The organism is bacterium (assembly GCA_035559435.1).
Classification (GTDB): Bacteria; Zixibacteria; MSB-5A5; order WJJR01; family WJJR01; genus JACQFV01.
The window spans coordinates 19,732-35,720 of the sequence record DATMBC010000024.1; the positions used below are offsets into that span (position 1 = coordinate 19,732).

Here is a 15,989-nt window from a genome sequence, read left to right on the forward strand (position 1 = left end):
CTCCGCGCCGCGGGGATACCGCCCGGCGCACCCCTCAGAACCGCGGCAAAATCGGACGTGTTCCGGGCAAATTCGGCTGTCTCATGGCACCCGGCCGAGCGTCTTCATCCGCCGGAGGCGCTCGGGTTCATCACGCGAAAGCCAGGGATCGTTGTGCAGCAATTCATAGGCGCGGGCAAAGTGCGGACGCGCCTCATCCTCGCGTCCCAGCGCCAGCAGGCATTCGCCCAATTCCTCGTCAATGAACCCATCCGGGTCGTCGCCGGCGGCGACGGTTTCGCGCTCGAGTTGCTGCTGGAGGGCAAAGGCGGTGTCGGCCTGACCCAGCAGGCGCCGTGTCTTGGCCACACACCAGCGGGCAAATCGCGTCTCGACCGGCTGCTTCTGTTCGACGCGTGCGTCGACCGCCTTTTCGAAGACGACGAGCGCGGAATCGTAGTCGCCGCGTCCGAAATAATCCCAGCCAATGTTGTTGTAAAGCGATGCGCGCCAGCGCCGCGCTTTCGGATCGGCGGAGTGTTCCGCCAGCGCCAGCGCCTTCTGATTCCAGGTCATGACCTCCGGGGCAGGCGCGGCGATCGCCGCCATGTGCGCAGCATCGACGGCGTGGCCGTCCAGCCCGGCCGCGCGCGCCCGCTCCCAGGCCTCCACAAAAAGCGGGAGCGCTTTCTCCTTCTCCTTGGCCGAATTGAATGTGCGTCCCCGCTCCAACAGACAGCGAACATGCACCCGTTCCCAGGATGCGCTGTCGAGTGCGCGGGCGGTCTTTGCCTCCACCTCATCGAGCAGGGCGTGCGCCTCGGCAAATTTCTGCTGGAGCGAGAGGGTGCGCGCAATCTGGGTTTGCAGTTCGGCGAGATAGACGGAATCGCCGGACTGCTCCGCCGCCGGCAACAGCGCGCGGAACTGCGTCTCGGTCTCGGCGGGTTTGGAGTAGTCCCAGAGCGAATCAAAGTCCGGCAAGGCGGCGGCAGAAGACATGGCGATGACAACCCCACAAATGGCAAGCAGTGACTTGGCAATGCGCATCGTCCGGAACATAGCGGCAGAATTGGGCCGGATTCAAGGCGCAAGAATGCATGCAAGCCGACGGCCCTCACCCGTCCCGCCGCAGCGCGACGGGACGACCTCTCCCTCTAAGGGAGAGGTGAACCAGCAGGTTGCTGAAAAACCCGGAATCTCGCATTGTCACCCTGAGCGGAGCGAAGGGTTTGCTTTTCTGGCACATAGGTGATAGCAACAGATGCGTCGCTTCGCTCAGCATGACATTTGCCACTTCTTACGTCGGAACTGACTTTTTAGCAACCTGCTAGAGACCGTGTCTGGCTGCCTCAGTCAAGTATCGCTGGGAGAGGTCGATTCGCAGTCCGAAGGCCGAAGAATCGGGTGAGGGCCTGACCAACGCCAAAATCAAGCACAAGAAGCCCGCAGGAAGGCGTCCTCCGCTCCAACGATACGCGACTGTGACCATCACCCACAGACAAGAGTTCACCTCTCCCGTAGAGGGAGCGGTCGATTCGCAGGCCGAAGGCCGAAGAATCGGGTGAGGGCGGATCAATGCCAATTCGCCCATCAGCGCCCCACACAGCGTCGTCGTCAGGCGGGTTGCCGATTTCGATCGCGGTACAGGTGCCGCAGCAACAGAATCTGGCCGCCATGGTGGGGGCCATGCAGGTGGATGTGGTGCATCACCCAGCGGGGTGTGTAGATCCGGTAGGTGCCATCCCAGACCAGCTCGCGAATGTCCTGGCCCATCTCCTCGTCGGTGATCTTCGCGGTGGCATCGCGCCAGTAGGCGCGGGCGCGGTTGAGGCGGCCGACGAAAAAGGCGAGGTCCTTGCCCCTCTGATATTCCGGCGGGCCATCCCCGTGCTGGAACCCGTTGCCATCATCGGGAAAACCGAGCTCCTCGATGCGCCTGATGAACTCATCGAGATTGGTTGCCTGATAACCCTCGAATCCACGCAGCGCCCAGCCGACTTCGGACCCCGCCAGATGAGCCAGCAGCATGCCGATGGAGTTCATCCTCGGCGCCGGCTGCCATTCCAGTTCCTCCGGGGTGATGTCGGCGATGGCATCCAGCAGACGTTTGGTCTGGTCTTCCATCTGGGCAAAGAACGATCCGGCCTCTTTGGACTTGAACCCCGGCGTCGGGGTGAGCGGCGGACGGGTGATGTCGGGCATTCGGAAACCTCTCGCTATAGCGTGCCGATGTAGGGTGGGTGCGATCTTTGCAACCACCGCTTTAACTCAACGGGCAAAGGGATTCTCGTCGGCGCTGGGCCCATAGATGGGCGGAACCGCCACATCCAGCAGACGAAGATACACGCTCAGCACGCCGCGGTGATGAATCCAATGGTTCATGAGCAGTCCGCGAATCAGCGCGACGCGGGGCATCGTCAGCATCGGTTTGCCCTCGCGCAGGAAACTCCACATGCCCATGGCGAGATCGTCATCGATGCGGCCAAGGTTCTCGACCGCCGCGGCCAGGCCCTGATCGTGTCGCTGCAGCACTTCGGCGCGATTGGCCGATTCCACGCGCTTGAAATTGACCACATCAAACGAGTCCGCCAACGCCGCTTCCGAAAAGAATCCGGGAATGGTCGCCACATGATGCGCCAGCTTCCCCAGCGGCATCGATTTCTCATGCGGTTTCCAGTCCCAGTGCTCATCGGGCAGACGCTCAAGCACGCGACGGGTGGTCTTCGCTTCCTGCTGCAATTCGGCGATGATGCCGTTCATGATGGCCATGTTCGAAGTCTCCTATTCCGTCGCGCGCCAGAGCGAGCAACCACGGCTGGCAGCACCCAACCTACGACTGCTGACCAGGGTCATGGACACCCGGCCGGTCCAAGCAGGGTCGCAGGAGTAGCGGCGCGGATGCAGTGCCATGAAGAATCTCGCGCGACACGACGCGGTAATGTATCACTTTGTGAGAACGTGAGCAGGATTGATACCCCAGAGCTTGCCGTGAGTCAGATCATTTGCATGTCAACGATTCCCACCGCAAGCGGTGGGGCACCCGGCTCCGAAAGTCTACGCTTTGAATTTGAATAATACGGAGCGGGCGGGTCAATCATTTCTTCGGGCGCGGACTGGTTGATAGCAGAGATCTGGATCGAGAGAGTCCTATGCAAGCCCTGACCGAGGTCAGGGCCACCTGTGGCTTTTGATACCCTCACTTCGCCACATGCACTGCCGCGCCGTGGACGTCCGCCGCCGCTTCCATGGTCGCTTCGCTGAAGGTCGGGTGGACATGGATGGTGGCGGCGAGGTCTTCGGGGGTGGCATCCATTTCGATGGCCAGCGCCGCCTCGGCGATCAGGTCGCCGGCGGTCGGCGCGACGATGTGCACGCCGAGGATGCGGTCGGTCTTCCTGTCGGCGACGATCTTGACCAGCCCCTCGTTGGTGGTGGTGGCCACCGAGCGTCCGAGGACCGACACCGGGAACTTGCCGACGGCCACATCATGCCCGGCCTTCTTCGCCTCTTCCTCGCTGAGTCCGACGGTGGCGATTTCGGGATGGGTGAAGACCGTGCCCGGCAGCGCACGGTAGTCCATCGCGACGTTGTGTCCGGCGATGTTTTCGGCGGCGATGTGCCCCTCGCGCGAGGCCTTGTGGGCCAGCAGTTTCTTGCCGACGATGTCGCCGATGGCGTAGATGTTGCGGGCGCTGGTGCGCATGGTCTCATCGACAATAATGAAGCCCTTCTGATCGAGTTTGACCCCCGCCTTTTCGAGGCCGAGGTTCTCGGAATTGGGGCGCAGGCCGATCGAGACCAGCACCTTGTCGGCGACGAGGGTGTCCCCCTGCTTGCCGGCGGCGCCGGCATCGGCTGACTCCAATGCCAGATTCCAGCGGCCATCCTTGCCCTTTTGCGCCGAGGCGACTTTGGTTGCGGTCAATGCCTTGATGCCCGCCTTGCGCATGATGTCGGCGGCCGCCTTGGTCAGGTCGGCATCGAAGCCGGGCAGGAGGGTCGGCATCATCTCAACCACGGTGACCTGCGAACCGAAGGCGGCATAGACTTCGGCCATTTCGAGCCCGATCGCGCCGCCGCCGATGACCACAAAGTCCCTGGGCGGGCCATCGATCTCCAACGCCTCGACATAGGTGAGGATGCTCTGGCCATCGGGTTTCAGGTGCGGCAGTTCGATCGGACGCGCCCCGGTGGCAATGATGAAGTTCTTCGCCTTGATGGCGCGTGTGCCGCCATCCTTCAGCTTGACGCTGACTTCGTTGGCGTTCACAAAGACGGCCTCGCCGCCCACCCAGTCGACGCCGTTTTTCTTCAAGAGAAGTTCGACCCCACCGACCAATCGTCCAATGACCCGGTCCTTCTTGGCGCGCAGCTGGGCAAAATCGACTTTGATGTCGCCGTTGATGGTGATGCCGTAGTCCTTGGCATGCTTGAGCGTGTGCATGATCCCGGCGCCATGAAGCAGCGCCTTCGACGGTATGCAGCCCCAGTTGGTGCAGATGCCGCCGGCCTTGGCACGCTCGATCACGCAGGTCTTCAGCTTCAGTTGCGCGGCGCGGATGGCGGCCACATACCCGCCCGGCCCGGCGCCAATGACACAGACATCGTAATCCATTGCGAAGTCCTTTCGGTCCCAGGTGACAAAGCCAGGAACGGAAAGAACGGGGCGGAATTGTGCTTGTCAAGGCGGCGGGGAAGCGGAACAAGCGGATGCGTTTGACTCAGGACGAAAATGATGCGTATAATTCCGGCGCCTGGGGGTGTAGCTCAGTGGTAGAGCATCTGCCTTTTAAGCAGGTGGTCGCAGGTTCGATCCCTGCCACCCTCACTTCGGACGATCTTCTCCACGTTGCGCGACCTGAATCCCTGCCACAAGTAGGCCTTGACAAAGCGGAGTGATTTACTCTGCTTTACGGCAGCGCCAGGCGTGGCGTCGCCGGCGCGGCGCCAATCGCGCGATCACTCACAAGCGTCAAGCTGCAAGGGGGATGTCGTGCAGGAACGCTTTTCCGTGGTGGGCACCGTGGTTGACCTTTGTGGTACTCTTCGATGCCAGGGTCAACGCGCAGGCGCCCAGCGCCGGACGCCAACAGGTCTGCCGCGAGATTGAAGCACCCCTGGGAATTCTCCTGTCGTTCATGAAGCCCCTCCCCGACAACTCGCTGCGCGTGGGATGGGAGACATTGAAGGCGGTGCAGATGGCGCCGAGAGCGATCCCGAACAAATACGCCAAGTCCACAGCGGGCGGGAGCGCCTGCATCAACGGGTATCAGTCGGATTACGACCAGTTCTGCAAGGACGTCGATCAGATCCGCGCGCATGTGCGCGCCCAATCAGGTTCAGCGCAAACCAACTGCAAGTAGGCCCCATTACCAGCGCCCCGGCGAAAAGGGCCCTCCGTTGCGAGGGCCCTTTTCCATGACGCGCTCACTGACTGGTCCAAGCCTTCGCGGTCTCTTTGGCGTAATCCTCAAACCGGATCAGCGGGCGTCCGAGAATCTTGGTCAGACGCTCGATGTCCTGCGGCGTGCCCTTCAGGCCGTGCTCCTGGAAATACTCGTACATCATGCGCCAGTCGAAGACCAGCCAGTCGGGGACCCACTGGCGGAACATCACTTCCCAGGCGTCCATGTCATGACCGATGTAGCGGATCGGCTTGCCCAGAAGCCGGGTCCAGAGCTCGGCGGTCGCCGGCCCCGTCCACACCTCGGGCCCGACGAGATTGAGCATTTGGCCGTTCAGACGGCCGGTGGTCAGCGCGATGACGGCCACGGCGGAGATGTCGCGCACATCGACGCGATGGAGGCCAACGTCGCCAAGCGGCTGCGGGTAGACTCCATAATCGAGGATGGCCGACTTGAACCACTGTTCGTTCTGATGGAAGTTGTTTGGCCGCAGGATCGTCCATTCCATGCCGGAGGTCTTGACGACATTCTCGATGGGCACCTTGGCGCCGAAGTGGGGCAGATACTGGGCGCTGTCGGCTTCCTGCACCGACATGTAAACGAACCGACGGACGCCGCAGAGGCGCGCGCCATTGACTGCCATCAACCCCTCATGGGTCTCGGTCTGCGAGGAGGGATTGAGCATGAAGACGGTGTCGTAACCCTTGAAAACGCTGCGCACAAACGCCTGATCGAGGGTGCTGCCTTTGTGGACATGGACGTTGGGGTGGATGGACTGCGCCTTGGCCTCATCCCGCGTGACAAGGGCGACTTCGACGCCCGCCGCCTGCAGATCGCGCACCACCTGTTTGCCCACCGTGCCGGTACCGCCAATGACCAGAACTTTCATTCGTCGTCCTCTCCTTGATTGGTCATAAGGTCTGCCTGCACCAAACCCGACTGCGTCCGGTTTTGTTCGCACGTACCACAAAAAAGGGGATAAAAAAAGGCGACGCAAGTCGGCGCCGCCTGAAACTGCGGGGGCCCGCGCTACTGGGCCAGGTTCTCGATGTTGCCGTAGGCGGTGGGGAAATAGACGGCGTTTAAGTTGATGTTCTCCACCCGCGGAAACGGGTTGCCGGTCACCGCATCGCCCAACAGGTAGACTTTGGTGGCGCCGGCGTTGACCTGCAGGACCCGGGTGACATTGAAGTTGTTCACATAGGCGCCGGAGGGCAGCGATGAGACCACGGAGAACTTGGCGGAGTTCCCGCTGCTGTGGGTGGTGCGTGAGGTCGAAAGCGAGACGGTGGCGGCGCAATTGCCCGAGCCGAGGGTGTGGTCGCGGATGAAATACCCGCTGGCCATGACCAGAATCCATCCGGCCTTGGGGACAATGACGGTCACCGAATCAACCTGCGTGAGCGTCGAAGACAAAAGCACGGAGGTTGTATAGGCGTGGGCGATGCCCGGCTCATCGATCAGGCGGGTGGCCCCGATCGACTCGACTTCGATCTCGCTGGAGTCGATGGCCCCCTGCGGCAGACGGCTTTCCGCCAGCGTGCCGATGGACAGCTCGGAAGCATCAATGGTCTTGTCGTGGTGGGCATCGGCGACGGCGGCATGGGCGGCGATGGCTGCCAGAATTTCGGCCGATTCCTCCACCTGCGCCGCATCGAACCCGCCCACCTGGTCGGCGTTGCGAGCGCGCCAGGCATAGGGCACCACTGACAGGAGCGAGCGCGGCAGCACCGGGTCGGACCCGGACGGCTGAATCTCGAGATAGGTGCTGTCGGCATAGAAGACCGACTGCGGAATCGTGTCCTGCGCACCCAGCATCACGGAGAAGACTCCGTCGACGGTAGCCACCGTCTGAGTCTCCTGCCAGAGCAATGCCCCGCCGGCGGCGGCATCATAAAGACGGAAGGTGACACTGTAATTGCCGTCGGCCAGCGGCACGCCGTTGGCATCGTCGAGACGTCCCTGATAGTTCATCAGGTTGGGAAACAGAGCGTGGGCCTGCGTCGCAACGAGGCAGAAGACAGCAAGGGCGGCGAGTTTGAGCGATTTCGTCATTGGGGCGACTCCGGGTTGGGCGGGCACTATTGCAGCGACCGGCACTCCGTTATACGCCGCAACCCACCAGACGGTGGGGCGTTCCATCGCGGGCGCATCCGCCTAACCTCTTGACTGTTATCGGCATTTCCGATACGATCCTGACCCATCGACGGGTACCGGGAGGGATAATGGCCAAGGGCAAGCAACATGATTGGACGCAATTCGAACTGGGAATCTTCATCAAGGCCCGTCCGGATGAGATCTTCACACTGCTGAGCACCGCCAGCGGGCTGAGCAAGTGGTTCCTGCGAAATGCCGAGTTTGCGCCATCAGCCGGGCCGCCACCCAAAGCGGGAAAAGTGAAGCTTCCCCCTTTCCCGACCGATGAGTCCCGCGCCGAGAACGAGGCCTGCCGTGCCAAGGATCGGTACTTGTGGGAGTGGTATTACGACGGCGGGTTGAGCGGCGAGGGGTGGATCCTCGAGGTGCGTCCGCCGACCCGAATCCGTTTCACCTTCGGCGACCGGATGGAGGTGGAGATCGCCATCCGCAAACAGGGCCCCTGGTGCGAGGTAAACCTGCGGCAGTGGGGCATCCCCGACACGCCACATGGCCGCTGGGAGATGCACATGGGGTGCCGTGTCGCCTGGGCCTTCTTCCTCACCAATCTAAAGTCCGTGGCCGAAGGCGGACCGGACCTGCGCGAAGTCGACCGGGCGCGCACGCGGCAGCTTCACCTGGTGAACATCTGAGCCGCACGAAACTTGTGGTTTACCACCCCAGGCAGAAACCGTATCATGGCCCCCGCCACAGGGGCGAATCGGGGCATTGCTCCAGGATGCAAGATTCCAGCGGGAGGGTCGATACATGCGATTCAAGGCAGTCTTGATGTTGGCGGCATTTGTGTTGATCTCCGGATGCGGCAACAAGTCGATGGATGGCGATGGTGACGGTGTACCCGACAGCAAGGACAAGTGCCCGAATTCGCCGCCGGGGTGCCAGGTGGACGCCAACGGCTGCGAACAGCCGGGGGAAGCAGCCCAGCGGCAGGAGACCAGGAGCGGGGAGGCGATGCAGCCCCCGCCGACGCCCGTTGACACCCCGATCCCTCAGGTGACGGGCGACACCGTGACCACTCCCTCGGGGCTGAAGTACATTGATATGAAGGTGGGTGACGGCGAACTGCCCCAGGCCGGCGACCTGGTGCAGGCGCATTACACCGGATGGCTGACCGACGGGAAGAAGTTCGACTCTTCCCGCGACCGTGGCCAGGCGTTCATGTTCCCGCTGGGCATGGGCCGGGTCATCAAGGGGTGGGATGAGGGCATCGCCTCCATGAGGGTGGGGGGACGCCGTCTGCTCATCATCCCGCCGACGCTGGGGTATGGCGCAACCGGCGCCGCCGCCGTGATTCCGCCCAATGCGACGTTGATCTTTGATGTCGAACTCCTGGGCGTGCAGAAACCTGCATCAGGCCAATAGGCCGGAGAACCGGGTCGAATAATGCCGCCCCGCGCCGGTTGGCGCGGGGCGGTTTGTATGTTATCTTTGTATCAACTTGCATGATGCGGATACCCCCAAGAGGAGATTGGCAGGACAATTGATGAAACACTCCCTGCGGATGATCACCATGACGATTGTCGCGATCGCGCTGACGGTTGCCGGCTGCAGCGACGACGACAACGGATCGGACAACTTTGGCCGTGTCGATGGAACGGTCTACCTGCCTTCATCGCTGTCGGCGTCGTTGCAGCCGGCGGAGGGTGTGACGGTGCGTCTGTCGGGCGGGGATTACCTCGAGACGGTGACCACCGGCGCCGATGGACGGTTTGGTTTCGATGATGTGCCGGTGCGGACGATGACGCTGGCATTGACGCCGGGCACCTGCCTGGCCGACACTCAGTTGACGGTGACCGTGGTCAAGAACGACACCCTGACCAGGGATGTGACGCTGCGCGTCGACGCCGGCGGCGACTGCATCCCCCTGCCCTACGCCGGCGCGGCGCGCATGGAGATTGACGAGGCGTCCAACCGCGGCGTCCTCCTCTATGACACGGCGGTGCGTCCCAGGCCGGCCCTAGCCGTCATCGATCTGGCGACCGGCGCGGTCGGCGCCGTCGAGTTTGCCGATCTGGCCAATGTCTACGACCTCGCGTTTGTCACAGGCGATGTGGTGGTTTTCAATTGTTTCAAAACGGGCGATGGCTACTACCTGCGGTTCTGGAATATCGCCACCATGGCGGAGCACCGCAGCGACATCTACTACTCGAGCGAGCCCGTGCAGGTCGGGGGGCATCTGGCGGTGGCGCCGGGCGGTGGCGACGTGTTTGTGTCGCATCAGACCCGTCCGGGGCTGTTCAGCTTCGACGGGCAAGTGTATTGCCTGAACGTCGAGAGCGGCGATTTTACCGACGCCGACAACTGGGCGCTGGATGGACGATTCGGCTTCGACAGCAGTCTGGTCGGCGCGTCGGTGAACTGGCCTTACGGGCTGGCCATCGATCCGGCCACGTCGGAATTGCTGGTGGCCAATTACAACGACACAGTGATCGTGGCCATTGACCTGAACTATTGGGGGACGTTCGACCGGACCGCCAACCTGACCGCGCCGATTCCGGGAGTGCGCAAGATCGCAATGAGCACCGGCCAGGCGGGGTACCGTCCGCTGCTCTGGGCATTCCGCGGCGAGCGCGGGGTGGCGGCCAGCCCGTCGTTCGGGATGCTCGGGTACCAGTCGGGCGCCAGTTCGTTTTCCGGCTCGTTGGTGGAGCCGAGTCTGACGCTGACTTCAGGAAACCATCACCTGGCCATCAATGATGCCCGCGGCACCTGGTACACCTTGGTCTCTGATCCGTCCCGTCCACAATCGTCGCGCGAGTCGGTCGAGGAGCGTTCGCTTCAGACCTTGGCCAGGATTCGGCATTTCGGGACACGATTCATCGAAACCCCGGCTCTGGACCCGCGCGCGTTTGCCGTCAATTCACAGACTGGCAGACTGTACGTGGCCTACACAAACAAAGCCATTCTCGAGATTTTCCCGCTGGATTAAGGCAGCGTCGACGGGAGCAATAGCAGGGCGCGGCACGGAGGGGCCGGCGGTTCAGGACCGCAGTCTCCGAATGGTTTCGGCATAATTCTTCGTCCCAAACAGGCCGGAGCCGACCACCAGGACATCGGCGCCGGCGTCGACGACCGTCCGGCAGGTGGTCAGATTGACGCCGCCGTCGACCTCCAGAAGGCACTTATGCCCCCCGGCATCGATCGCGGATCGGAGGGCGGCGATCCGTGCGGTGGAGCTCTCGATGTACTTCTGGCCGCCGAACCCCGGAAACACCGACATGATGAGAATCAGGTCGACCTCCCCCAGGTAGGGGGTGACCCGCTCCAGGGGGGTGTCGGGGTTGAGCGTGAGCCCGACGCCGATGCCCTTGTCGCGCAGGCGGGCAATCAACGGTTTGGGGTCGGGGACCGCCTCAATGTGGAAAGTGATCGAATGGGCCCCATTTGCAATGAAGGCATCGGCATAGCGCCCCGGGTCGGAGAGCATCAGGTGGACATCGAGGAAGGTGTCGGTGACCCGGTGGAAGGCGCCGGCAATGTCGGGACCAAAGGAGATATTGGGCACAAAATGACCGTCCATAATATCGAGATGCAGCCAGTCGGCCCCGGCGGCGACCACGGCGCGGGTGTCTTCGGCCAGACGTGTCCAGTCGCAGGCCAGCACGGATGCGGCGATTTTCACCATCGAGGTACCCCCTGTCGCAGGGCTAATCTGGGATTTTCCCGGGGGAATTGCCAGTCCGAAGCGGGCGATCCGGGGTGACCATGGGGGCGGATCGCCCGTCGGCGGGGGGTACCCCCAAGGCGTCCCGCCGATCCGGGGGCGACGGTCTCCTATGAAAAAATCGCGTTCTCATAGGGGAAAATGCGATTTTCTGCTTGCGCACCCTCGGAGTCTGCTTCATGGTACACGCGAATTCAGAGGGAAACGCCTCTGGAGAGCGAGGGATTTCAGAGGGAAAGAAGCGGTCGGCAACGCAGGGACGAGAGTCGATCGCATCGCAAATATCAAGCGTGTTCCCGTTGTCAGCGTTCAAACCACCACTCACACGGAGGCAGGTATGCCAATGAAGAAGGCCAAGAAGGCGGCGAAGAAGACGAAGAAGACCGCCAAGAAAGCGGCCCCGCGCAAGAAGACGGCGAAGAAGGCGGCCCCGAAAAAGAAAACCGCCCGCAAGCCGAATGCGGCATTCATGAAGCCGATGCAGCCATCGGAGGCCCTCGGCGCCGTGATCGGCATGAAGCCGATGCCGCGCACCGAGGTCACCAAGAAGCTGTGGGCCTACATCAAGAAGAACGGCCTGCAGGATGCCAAGAAGCGCACGATGATCAACGCCGACTCGGCGCTGCGCACCATCTTCGGCGGCCGTTCGCAGGTCTCGATGTTTGAGATGACCAAACTGGTCTCCAAGCATCTGAAGTAGTCCGCCGCGCACCGCGAGTGAAGCCCCGGATTCCGCACGGAATCCGGGGCTTTTTTCAATCCGCACGCCCGCCGTCGGCCTCCGCCTCCCGTATAAATTAAGAAGGGAGGACCTCCGATGGGAGATTTCTACCAAGGCGGCGTGATCGCCACGTTTCACCGGCTGGGCGTGACCGACCTGCCCCGCATGGAGCGCGAGCTGGAGTCCATCACCCGACAACGCGGGGTCACGCTGGTGCTCCCGTCGCTGTTCTCCGAACTGTCGCAGCCGGCCCTGCGCAACATCGTCGAGGAATTGAAAGGGGCGCGGTACCTGCGGGAAATTGTCGTATCTCTCGGACCGTGCTCCGCCGAGGAGTACCGCCACGCGCGCGAGTACTTCTCGGTCCTGCCTCAGAAGACCACCGTGATGTGGTTCCACGGTCCTCGCCTGCAGGCGCTGATCGACCTCATCGCCGCCGCCGGGCTGCCGCCGGGACCGGACGGCAAGGGCAAGCAGGCCTGGCTGGCCTACGGCTACATCATCGCCGAGGGAAACAGCGATGTGATCGCCCTGCATGACTGCGACATCACCACCTACACCCGCGAGCTGTTGGCGCGGCTCATCTATCCGGTCGTCTCGCTGCAGCTGGACTTCGAGTTTTGCAAAGGATACTACGCGCGGGTGACCAACCGGATGCACGGGCGGGTGACGCGGCTGTTCGTCACGCCGCTACTGCGCGCGTTGACGATCATGGTGGGGCCGCGCCCCAGCCTCGAGTACTTCGACAGTTTTCGTTATCCCCTGGCCGGGGAGTTTTCGATGATGACCAACCTGGCGCGGTTGGCGCGGATTCCATCGGACTGGGGGCTGGAGATCGGCATGCTGTCCGAGATCTACCGCAACTGCTCGCGCAAACGCATCTGTCAGGCCGAGCTCTGCGAGAATTACGACCACAAACACCAGGAGCTTTCCCTGGAGGATGCCGGCGGAGGCCTGCACAAGATGGCGGTGGACATCGCCTGCTGCCTGTTTGCCACGCTGGCGACCGAGGATGTCATCTATTCGAAGGGCTTTTTCAACTCGCTGCGGGCCACCTATCGCCGCATCGCGCAGGATATGACGGTGCGTTATCACGGCGACGCCATGATCAATGGATTGGAGTATGACCGGCACACGGAGGGGCAGTCGGTCGAGATGTTCACCGACGCGATTCGTCAGGCGGGTGAGCTGATGGAAGACGATCCCCTCGGGGCGCCGCAGATACCCAACTGGAACCGGGTCTTTGCGGCGCTGCCCGATTTCGGCGACCGGTTGCTGGCGGCGGTCGCGGAGGACAACGCGGGCAGACCATGACCAAATACGACACCTCGCTGCGTCCCTGGCTGGTGCGCCGGCTGGAGCAGATCGACCGCGCCGACATCGTTGCCGGCATCCCCTGCTACAACAATCAAGAGACCATCGGTCACGTGGTGCGAATGGTCTCTTCGGGGTTGCACGAGCATTTCCCCGACAAGCGGTCGGTGATCATCATCTCCGACGGAGGATCAACGGACGACTCGCGCGAACTGGCACGCGAGGCGGCCAGTCTGCCCTGGCAGGAGCGGATCGTGACCATCTACCGGGGGCTGCCCGGCAAGGGATCGGCGCTGCGCACCATCTTCGAAGCGGCCGACCGTCTGGACGCGGCCGCCTGTATGGTGGTGGATTCCGATTTGCGCTCCATCAGCAACGACTGGGTGCCGCGACTTCTGACGCCGGTGATTGGTCATGGCTACGACTTTGTGGCGCCGATCTACACGCGGTACAAGTACGACGGCACGATCACCAACAACGTCGTCTACAGCCTCACGCGGGCGCTCTACGGGTGGCGGATCCGTCAGCCCATCGGCGGCGACTTCGCCTTTTCCGGGCCGCTGGCCCGCTACTACATGCGGCAGGATGTCTGGGACACCGACGTGGCCCGTTTCGGCATCGACATCTGGATGACCACCAGCGCGCTGGTGACGGGGTTTCGTGTCTGCCAGGCACGGCTGGGCGTCAAAGTCCATGACGCCAAGGATCCGGCCGCGGCGCTCGGGCCGATGTTCCGCCAGGTGATCTACACGCTCTTTGCCCTGATGGAACAGAACGAGATGTTCTGGAAGACAGTCCGCGGCTCGGAGCCGACCGAGATCTTCGGGCAGGCGGGCGGGCAGGAACCGGAGCCGATTGAAGTCAATCACGCCGCGCTCTGCCGCGCCTTCCGCGAGGGACTCGACAAGTTCGGGGTCCTCTGGCAGCAGGTCTTCCGCGCGCACACATTCGAGTCGATCCGCCGCTGGGCGCAGCGGGAGGATGCCGACTTCCGCATCGAGATCGCCGAATGGGTGGAAGTGCTCTACGAATTGGCGGTCGTCTTCCATCAGTGGCCGGCCAATCGCTACAAGCTCCTCGAGATCGCCACCCCGCTTTACAACGCCCGCGTGGCATCGTTCATCAACGAGACCCGCGATTTGACCTCGGAGGCGGCGGAGCAGGTTGTGGAGGCGCAGGCGGAGGCATTTGAGAGTGGCAAGGACCGTCTGCTGGAACTCTGGGGGAGCGCCGCGCGGCCGCAACCGATCCTGACGTAGCGCCCCAACGGAAAACGGGGCGCCGAGGCGCCCCGTCCGCCGAACCTCTGCGCCGCCAGATCAGACAAGCTTGGCTTTGAGGGTGATTTCCGGGACCGCGGCCAACGCCTTGGAAATCGGGCATCCTTTCTTGGCGCCCTCGGCGGTCTCGAGAAATTTGTTCTGATCAATGCCGGGGACTTGGGCCACACAATCCAGATCAATCCGGACGATTCCCATTCCGTCGCCCAGCTTGTCCAAATGGACGGTGGCAGTCGTCTTAATGCTGGTGGCCTTGAAGCCGGCGCGCTCCAGGGCGCCCGAAAGGGCCATGGAGAAACAGCCGGAGTGGGCGGCGGCGATCAGCTCTTCGGGGTTGGTGCCCTTCCCCGACTCAAAGCGCGAGGCGAAGGTATAGGGCCCTTCGTAGGCGCCACTGGTCATCTTCATGATCCCGTGGCCCTCCTTCAACGTTCCTTTCCATTCCGCGGACGCGGCACGAGCTGGCATGCGAATCTCCCTCCGTGATAGACAACGTCGACCGGGCCGATCCTCTGCCTGAGGATACGTTCCACCGGTGGTTGGAATGTAGACAATCGCCGGGGATTGAGGCAATCGGGTCAAGTCAGAATTTCAACCTCAACCCGACCCTGGTGGGGCCGGCGACCACATGCAACCCGGCCTCTTCCCTGCGCGGCCTGGGGGTGACCAATTGGCCCACGGCAATCCCCAACGCCGCCCCGGCAACGACATCGGAGAGGTAGTGGCGGTCATCCTCCATGCGAGCCACTCCAGCGAAGGCCGCCAGACCGAACGCGGGAATGCCGATCTTCCAGCCATGCCGCCGGGCGAGGATGGTGGAGATAGTGAAGGCGCCGGACGTATGGCCGGAAGGAAATGAGCGGGTGTCGGAGCCATCGGGGCGCGACCGGCCGACGGCTGATTTGAGGGAAGCAACCAACAGGGCATCCAAGACAAGACCCTTGATCATTGTGCGGCCGCTTTGGCGTAATTCCGGTTTGCCGGTCACGACGCCCAGTCCCCACGTCGCCAACGACAAGCCCACCAGTTGGGCTCCATCACCATAAGTGTCGCCGACATCGACCCCGCCGAATTCCAGCCAGTTCTGTGAGGTCATGTCATGGCGGGCCCGCGAATCGAAGTGGGTCGCCAGCCGTGTGAGCGCCACGCCGGCAACAATCGTACGGGTCAGTTCGGAACGCCAGACGCGCTTGGCCCAGGAGGCGCCGCGGGTCTCAGACGTATGCACTGAGAGGGCCGAGAAGGACTCAGGGGTCTGTCCGAATGATTCGAGCGGGACAATCAATATTGCGATCAGGCAACAGCAGGATAGCCGGCGGCGCATTTACCCATCCTTGATTTGGTGTCGACTGGCAAAGATGCCAAGGCTCAATCAGAACGCGCGTATGTGTCGCCGGCCTCCGATGCGCATTTCAGCAGATGATGTCAGTGGTTAAACGAAGATTCGGTCCCGTAAGTTCCAGTTG

Annotated in this window: 16 protein-coding genes and 1 tRNA gene; 8 read left to right on the forward strand and 9 right to left on the reverse strand. The window is 62.6% G+C overall.

Going from position 1 to position 15,989, the window contains the following annotated elements:
• Window positions 1–81 precede the first annotated feature (81 nt).
• The 4 genes from VNN55_02725 to lpdA all read right to left on the reverse strand — a co-directional run bounded on the left by VNN55_02725 (window position 82) and on the right by lpdA (window position 4,597).
• Window positions 82–981, reverse strand: coding sequence for a tetratricopeptide repeat protein (locus VNN55_02725; protein HWO56461.1), 900 nt, complete (start codon window positions 979–981; stop codon window positions 82–84).
• A gap of 615 nt (window positions 982–1,596) precedes the next feature.
• Window positions 1,597–2,184: a DinB family protein gene (locus tag VNN55_02730; GenBank protein HWO56462.1), complete on the reverse strand. Its 588-nt coding sequence runs from the start codon at window positions 2,182–2,184 to the stop codon at window positions 1,597–1,599.
• A 66-nt stretch (window positions 2,185–2,250) separates the two neighbouring features.
• Window positions 2,251–2,751, reverse strand: coding sequence for a DinB family protein (locus VNN55_02735; protein HWO56463.1), 501 nt, complete (start codon window positions 2,749–2,751; stop codon window positions 2,251–2,253).
• A gap of 427 nt (window positions 2,752–3,178) precedes the next feature.
• Window positions 3,179–4,597, reverse strand: coding sequence for a dihydrolipoyl dehydrogenase (gene lpdA / locus VNN55_02740; GenBank protein HWO56464.1), 1,419 nt, complete (start codon window positions 4,595–4,597; stop codon window positions 3,179–3,181).
• 141 nt (window positions 4,598–4,738) lie between these two features.
• Between lpdA and VNN55_02745 the strand changes: the two genes are divergently transcribed.
• Both VNN55_02745 and VNN55_02750 read left to right on the forward strand, forming a co-directional pair.
• A tRNA-Lys gene (locus VNN55_02745) sits at window positions 4,739–4,810 on the forward strand.
• A gap of 199 nt (window positions 4,811–5,009) precedes the next feature.
• Window positions 5,010–5,345, forward strand: coding sequence for a hypothetical protein (locus VNN55_02750; GenBank protein HWO56465.1), 336 nt, complete (start codon window positions 5,010–5,012; stop codon window positions 5,343–5,345).
• A 64-nt stretch (window positions 5,346–5,409) separates the two neighbouring features.
• Here VNN55_02750 and VNN55_02755 read toward each other — a convergent pair whose 3' ends face one another.
• Window positions 5,410–6,276 (reverse strand): NmrA family NAD(P)-binding protein, encoded by an 867-nt coding sequence (locus tag VNN55_02755; GenBank protein HWO56466.1) that lies wholly within the window; start codon window positions 6,274–6,276, stop codon window positions 5,410–5,412.
• Window positions 6,277–6,416: 140 nt separating this feature from the next.
• Window positions 6,417–7,442, reverse strand: a complete 1,026-nt coding sequence (locus VNN55_02760; GenBank protein ID HWO56467.1) for a hypothetical protein — start codon at window positions 7,440–7,442, stop codon at window positions 6,417–6,419.
• A gap of 170 nt (window positions 7,443–7,612) precedes the next feature.
• On the opposite strand from VNN55_02760, the gene VNN55_02765 reads away from it, so the two are divergent.
• The 3 genes from VNN55_02765 to VNN55_02775 all read left to right on the forward strand — a co-directional run bounded on the left by VNN55_02765 (window position 7,613) and on the right by VNN55_02775 (window position 10,473).
• The gene (locus VNN55_02765; protein HWO56468.1) at window positions 7,613–8,176 is read left to right on the forward strand and encodes an SRPBCC domain-containing protein; all 564 of its coding nucleotides are present in this window, start codon (window positions 7,613–7,615) and stop codon (window positions 8,174–8,176) included.
• A gap of 115 nt (window positions 8,177–8,291) precedes the next feature.
• Window positions 8,292–8,906: an FKBP-type peptidyl-prolyl cis-trans isomerase gene (locus tag VNN55_02770; protein ID HWO56469.1), complete on the forward strand. Its 615-nt coding sequence runs from the start codon at window positions 8,292–8,294 to the stop codon at window positions 8,904–8,906.
• Window positions 8,907–9,027: 121 nt separating this feature from the next.
• Window positions 9,028–10,473: a carboxypeptidase-like regulatory domain-containing protein gene (locus VNN55_02775; GenBank protein ID HWO56470.1), complete on the forward strand. Its 1,446-nt coding sequence runs from the start codon at window positions 9,028–9,030 to the stop codon at window positions 10,471–10,473.
• 51 nt (window positions 10,474–10,524) lie between these two features.
• On the opposite strand, the gene rpe is transcribed toward VNN55_02775, so the two are convergent.
• Window positions 10,525–11,169 carry a ribulose-phosphate 3-epimerase gene (gene rpe, locus VNN55_02780; protein ID HWO56471.1) on the reverse strand — a complete coding sequence of 215 codons (645 nt, stop codon included), beginning with the start codon at window positions 11,167–11,169 and terminating at the stop codon, window positions 10,525–10,527.
• A gap of 382 nt (window positions 11,170–11,551) precedes the next feature.
• Between rpe and VNN55_02785 the strand changes: the two genes are divergently transcribed.
• The 3 genes from VNN55_02785 to VNN55_02795 all read left to right on the forward strand — a co-directional run bounded on the left by VNN55_02785 (window position 11,552) and on the right by VNN55_02795 (window position 14,502).
• Entirely contained in the window at window positions 11,552–11,908 is a 357-nt protein-coding gene (locus VNN55_02785) for an SWIB/MDM2 domain-containing protein (GenBank protein ID HWO56472.1), read from the forward strand.
• 117 nt (window positions 11,909–12,025) lie between these two features.
• Entirely contained in the window at window positions 12,026–13,243 is a 1,218-nt protein-coding gene (locus VNN55_02790) for a glycosyl transferase (protein ID HWO56473.1), read from the forward strand.
• Window positions 13,240–14,502 carry a glycosyltransferase family 2 protein gene (locus VNN55_02795; protein ID HWO56474.1) on the forward strand — a complete coding sequence of 421 codons (1,263 nt, stop codon included), beginning with the start codon at window positions 13,240–13,242 and terminating at the stop codon, window positions 14,500–14,502. Before VNN55_02790 ends, VNN55_02795 begins: the two co-directional genes overlap by 4 nt.
• A gap of 60 nt (window positions 14,503–14,562) precedes the next feature.
• On the opposite strand, the gene VNN55_02800 is transcribed toward VNN55_02795, so the two are convergent.
• Window positions 14,563–14,991 (reverse strand): OsmC family protein, encoded by a 429-nt coding sequence (locus VNN55_02800; GenBank protein HWO56475.1) that lies wholly within the window; start codon window positions 14,989–14,991, stop codon window positions 14,563–14,565.
• Between the two features lie 115 nt (window positions 14,992–15,106).
• Entirely contained in the window at window positions 15,107–15,847 is a 741-nt protein-coding gene (locus tag VNN55_02805) for a phosphatase PAP2 family protein (GenBank protein ID HWO56476.1), read from the reverse strand.
• Window positions 15,848–15,989: the final 142 nt, after the last annotated feature.

Excerpts from the sequence above, each read along its gene's own strand:
- VNN55_02725 (HWO56461.1), bottom strand. The coding sequence starts at position 981 with ATGTCTTCTGCCGCCGCCTTGCCGGACTTTGATTCGCTCTGGGACTAC.
- VNN55_02730 (HWO56462.1), bottom strand. The coding sequence starts at position 2,184 with ATGCCCGACATCACCCGTCCGCCGCTCACCCCGACGCCGGGGTTCAAG.
- VNN55_02735 (HWO56463.1), bottom strand. The coding sequence starts at position 2,751 with ATGGCCATCATGAACGGCATCATCGCCGAATTGCAGCAGGAAGCGAAG.
- lpdA (HWO56464.1), bottom strand. The coding sequence starts at position 4,597 with ATGGATTACGATGTCTGTGTCATTGGCGCCGGGCCGGGCGGGTATGTG.
- VNN55_02755 (HWO56466.1), bottom strand. The coding sequence starts at position 6,276 with ATGAAAGTTCTGGTCATTGGCGGTACCGGCACGGTGGGCAAACAGGTG.
- VNN55_02760 (HWO56467.1), bottom strand. The coding sequence starts at position 7,442 with ATGACGAAATCGCTCAAACTCGCCGCCCTTGCTGTCTTCTGCCTCGTT.
- VNN55_02765 (HWO56468.1), top strand. The coding sequence starts at position 7,613 with ATGGCCAAGGGCAAGCAACATGATTGGACGCAATTCGAACTGGGAATC.
- VNN55_02770 (HWO56469.1), top strand. The coding sequence starts at position 8,292 with ATGCGATTCAAGGCAGTCTTGATGTTGGCGGCATTTGTGTTGATCTCC.
- VNN55_02775 (HWO56470.1), top strand. The coding sequence starts at position 9,028 with ATGAAACACTCCCTGCGGATGATCACCATGACGATTGTCGCGATCGCG.
- rpe (HWO56471.1), bottom strand. The coding sequence starts at position 11,169 with ATGGTGAAAATCGCCGCATCCGTGCTGGCCTGCGACTGGACACGTCTG.
- VNN55_02785 (HWO56472.1), top strand. The coding sequence starts at position 11,552 with ATGAAGAAGGCCAAGAAGGCGGCGAAGAAGACGAAGAAGACCGCCAAG.
- VNN55_02790 (HWO56473.1), top strand. The coding sequence starts at position 12,026 with ATGGGAGATTTCTACCAAGGCGGCGTGATCGCCACGTTTCACCGGCTG.
- VNN55_02795 (HWO56474.1), top strand. The coding sequence starts at position 13,240 with ATGACCAAATACGACACCTCGCTGCGTCCCTGGCTGGTGCGCCGGCTG.
- VNN55_02800 (HWO56475.1), bottom strand. The coding sequence starts at position 14,991 with ATGCCAGCTCGTGCCGCGTCCGCGGAATGGAAAGGAACGTTGAAGGAG.
- VNN55_02805 (HWO56476.1), bottom strand. The coding sequence starts at position 15,847 with ATGCGCCGCCGGCTATCCTGCTGTTGCCTGATCGCAATATTGATTGTC.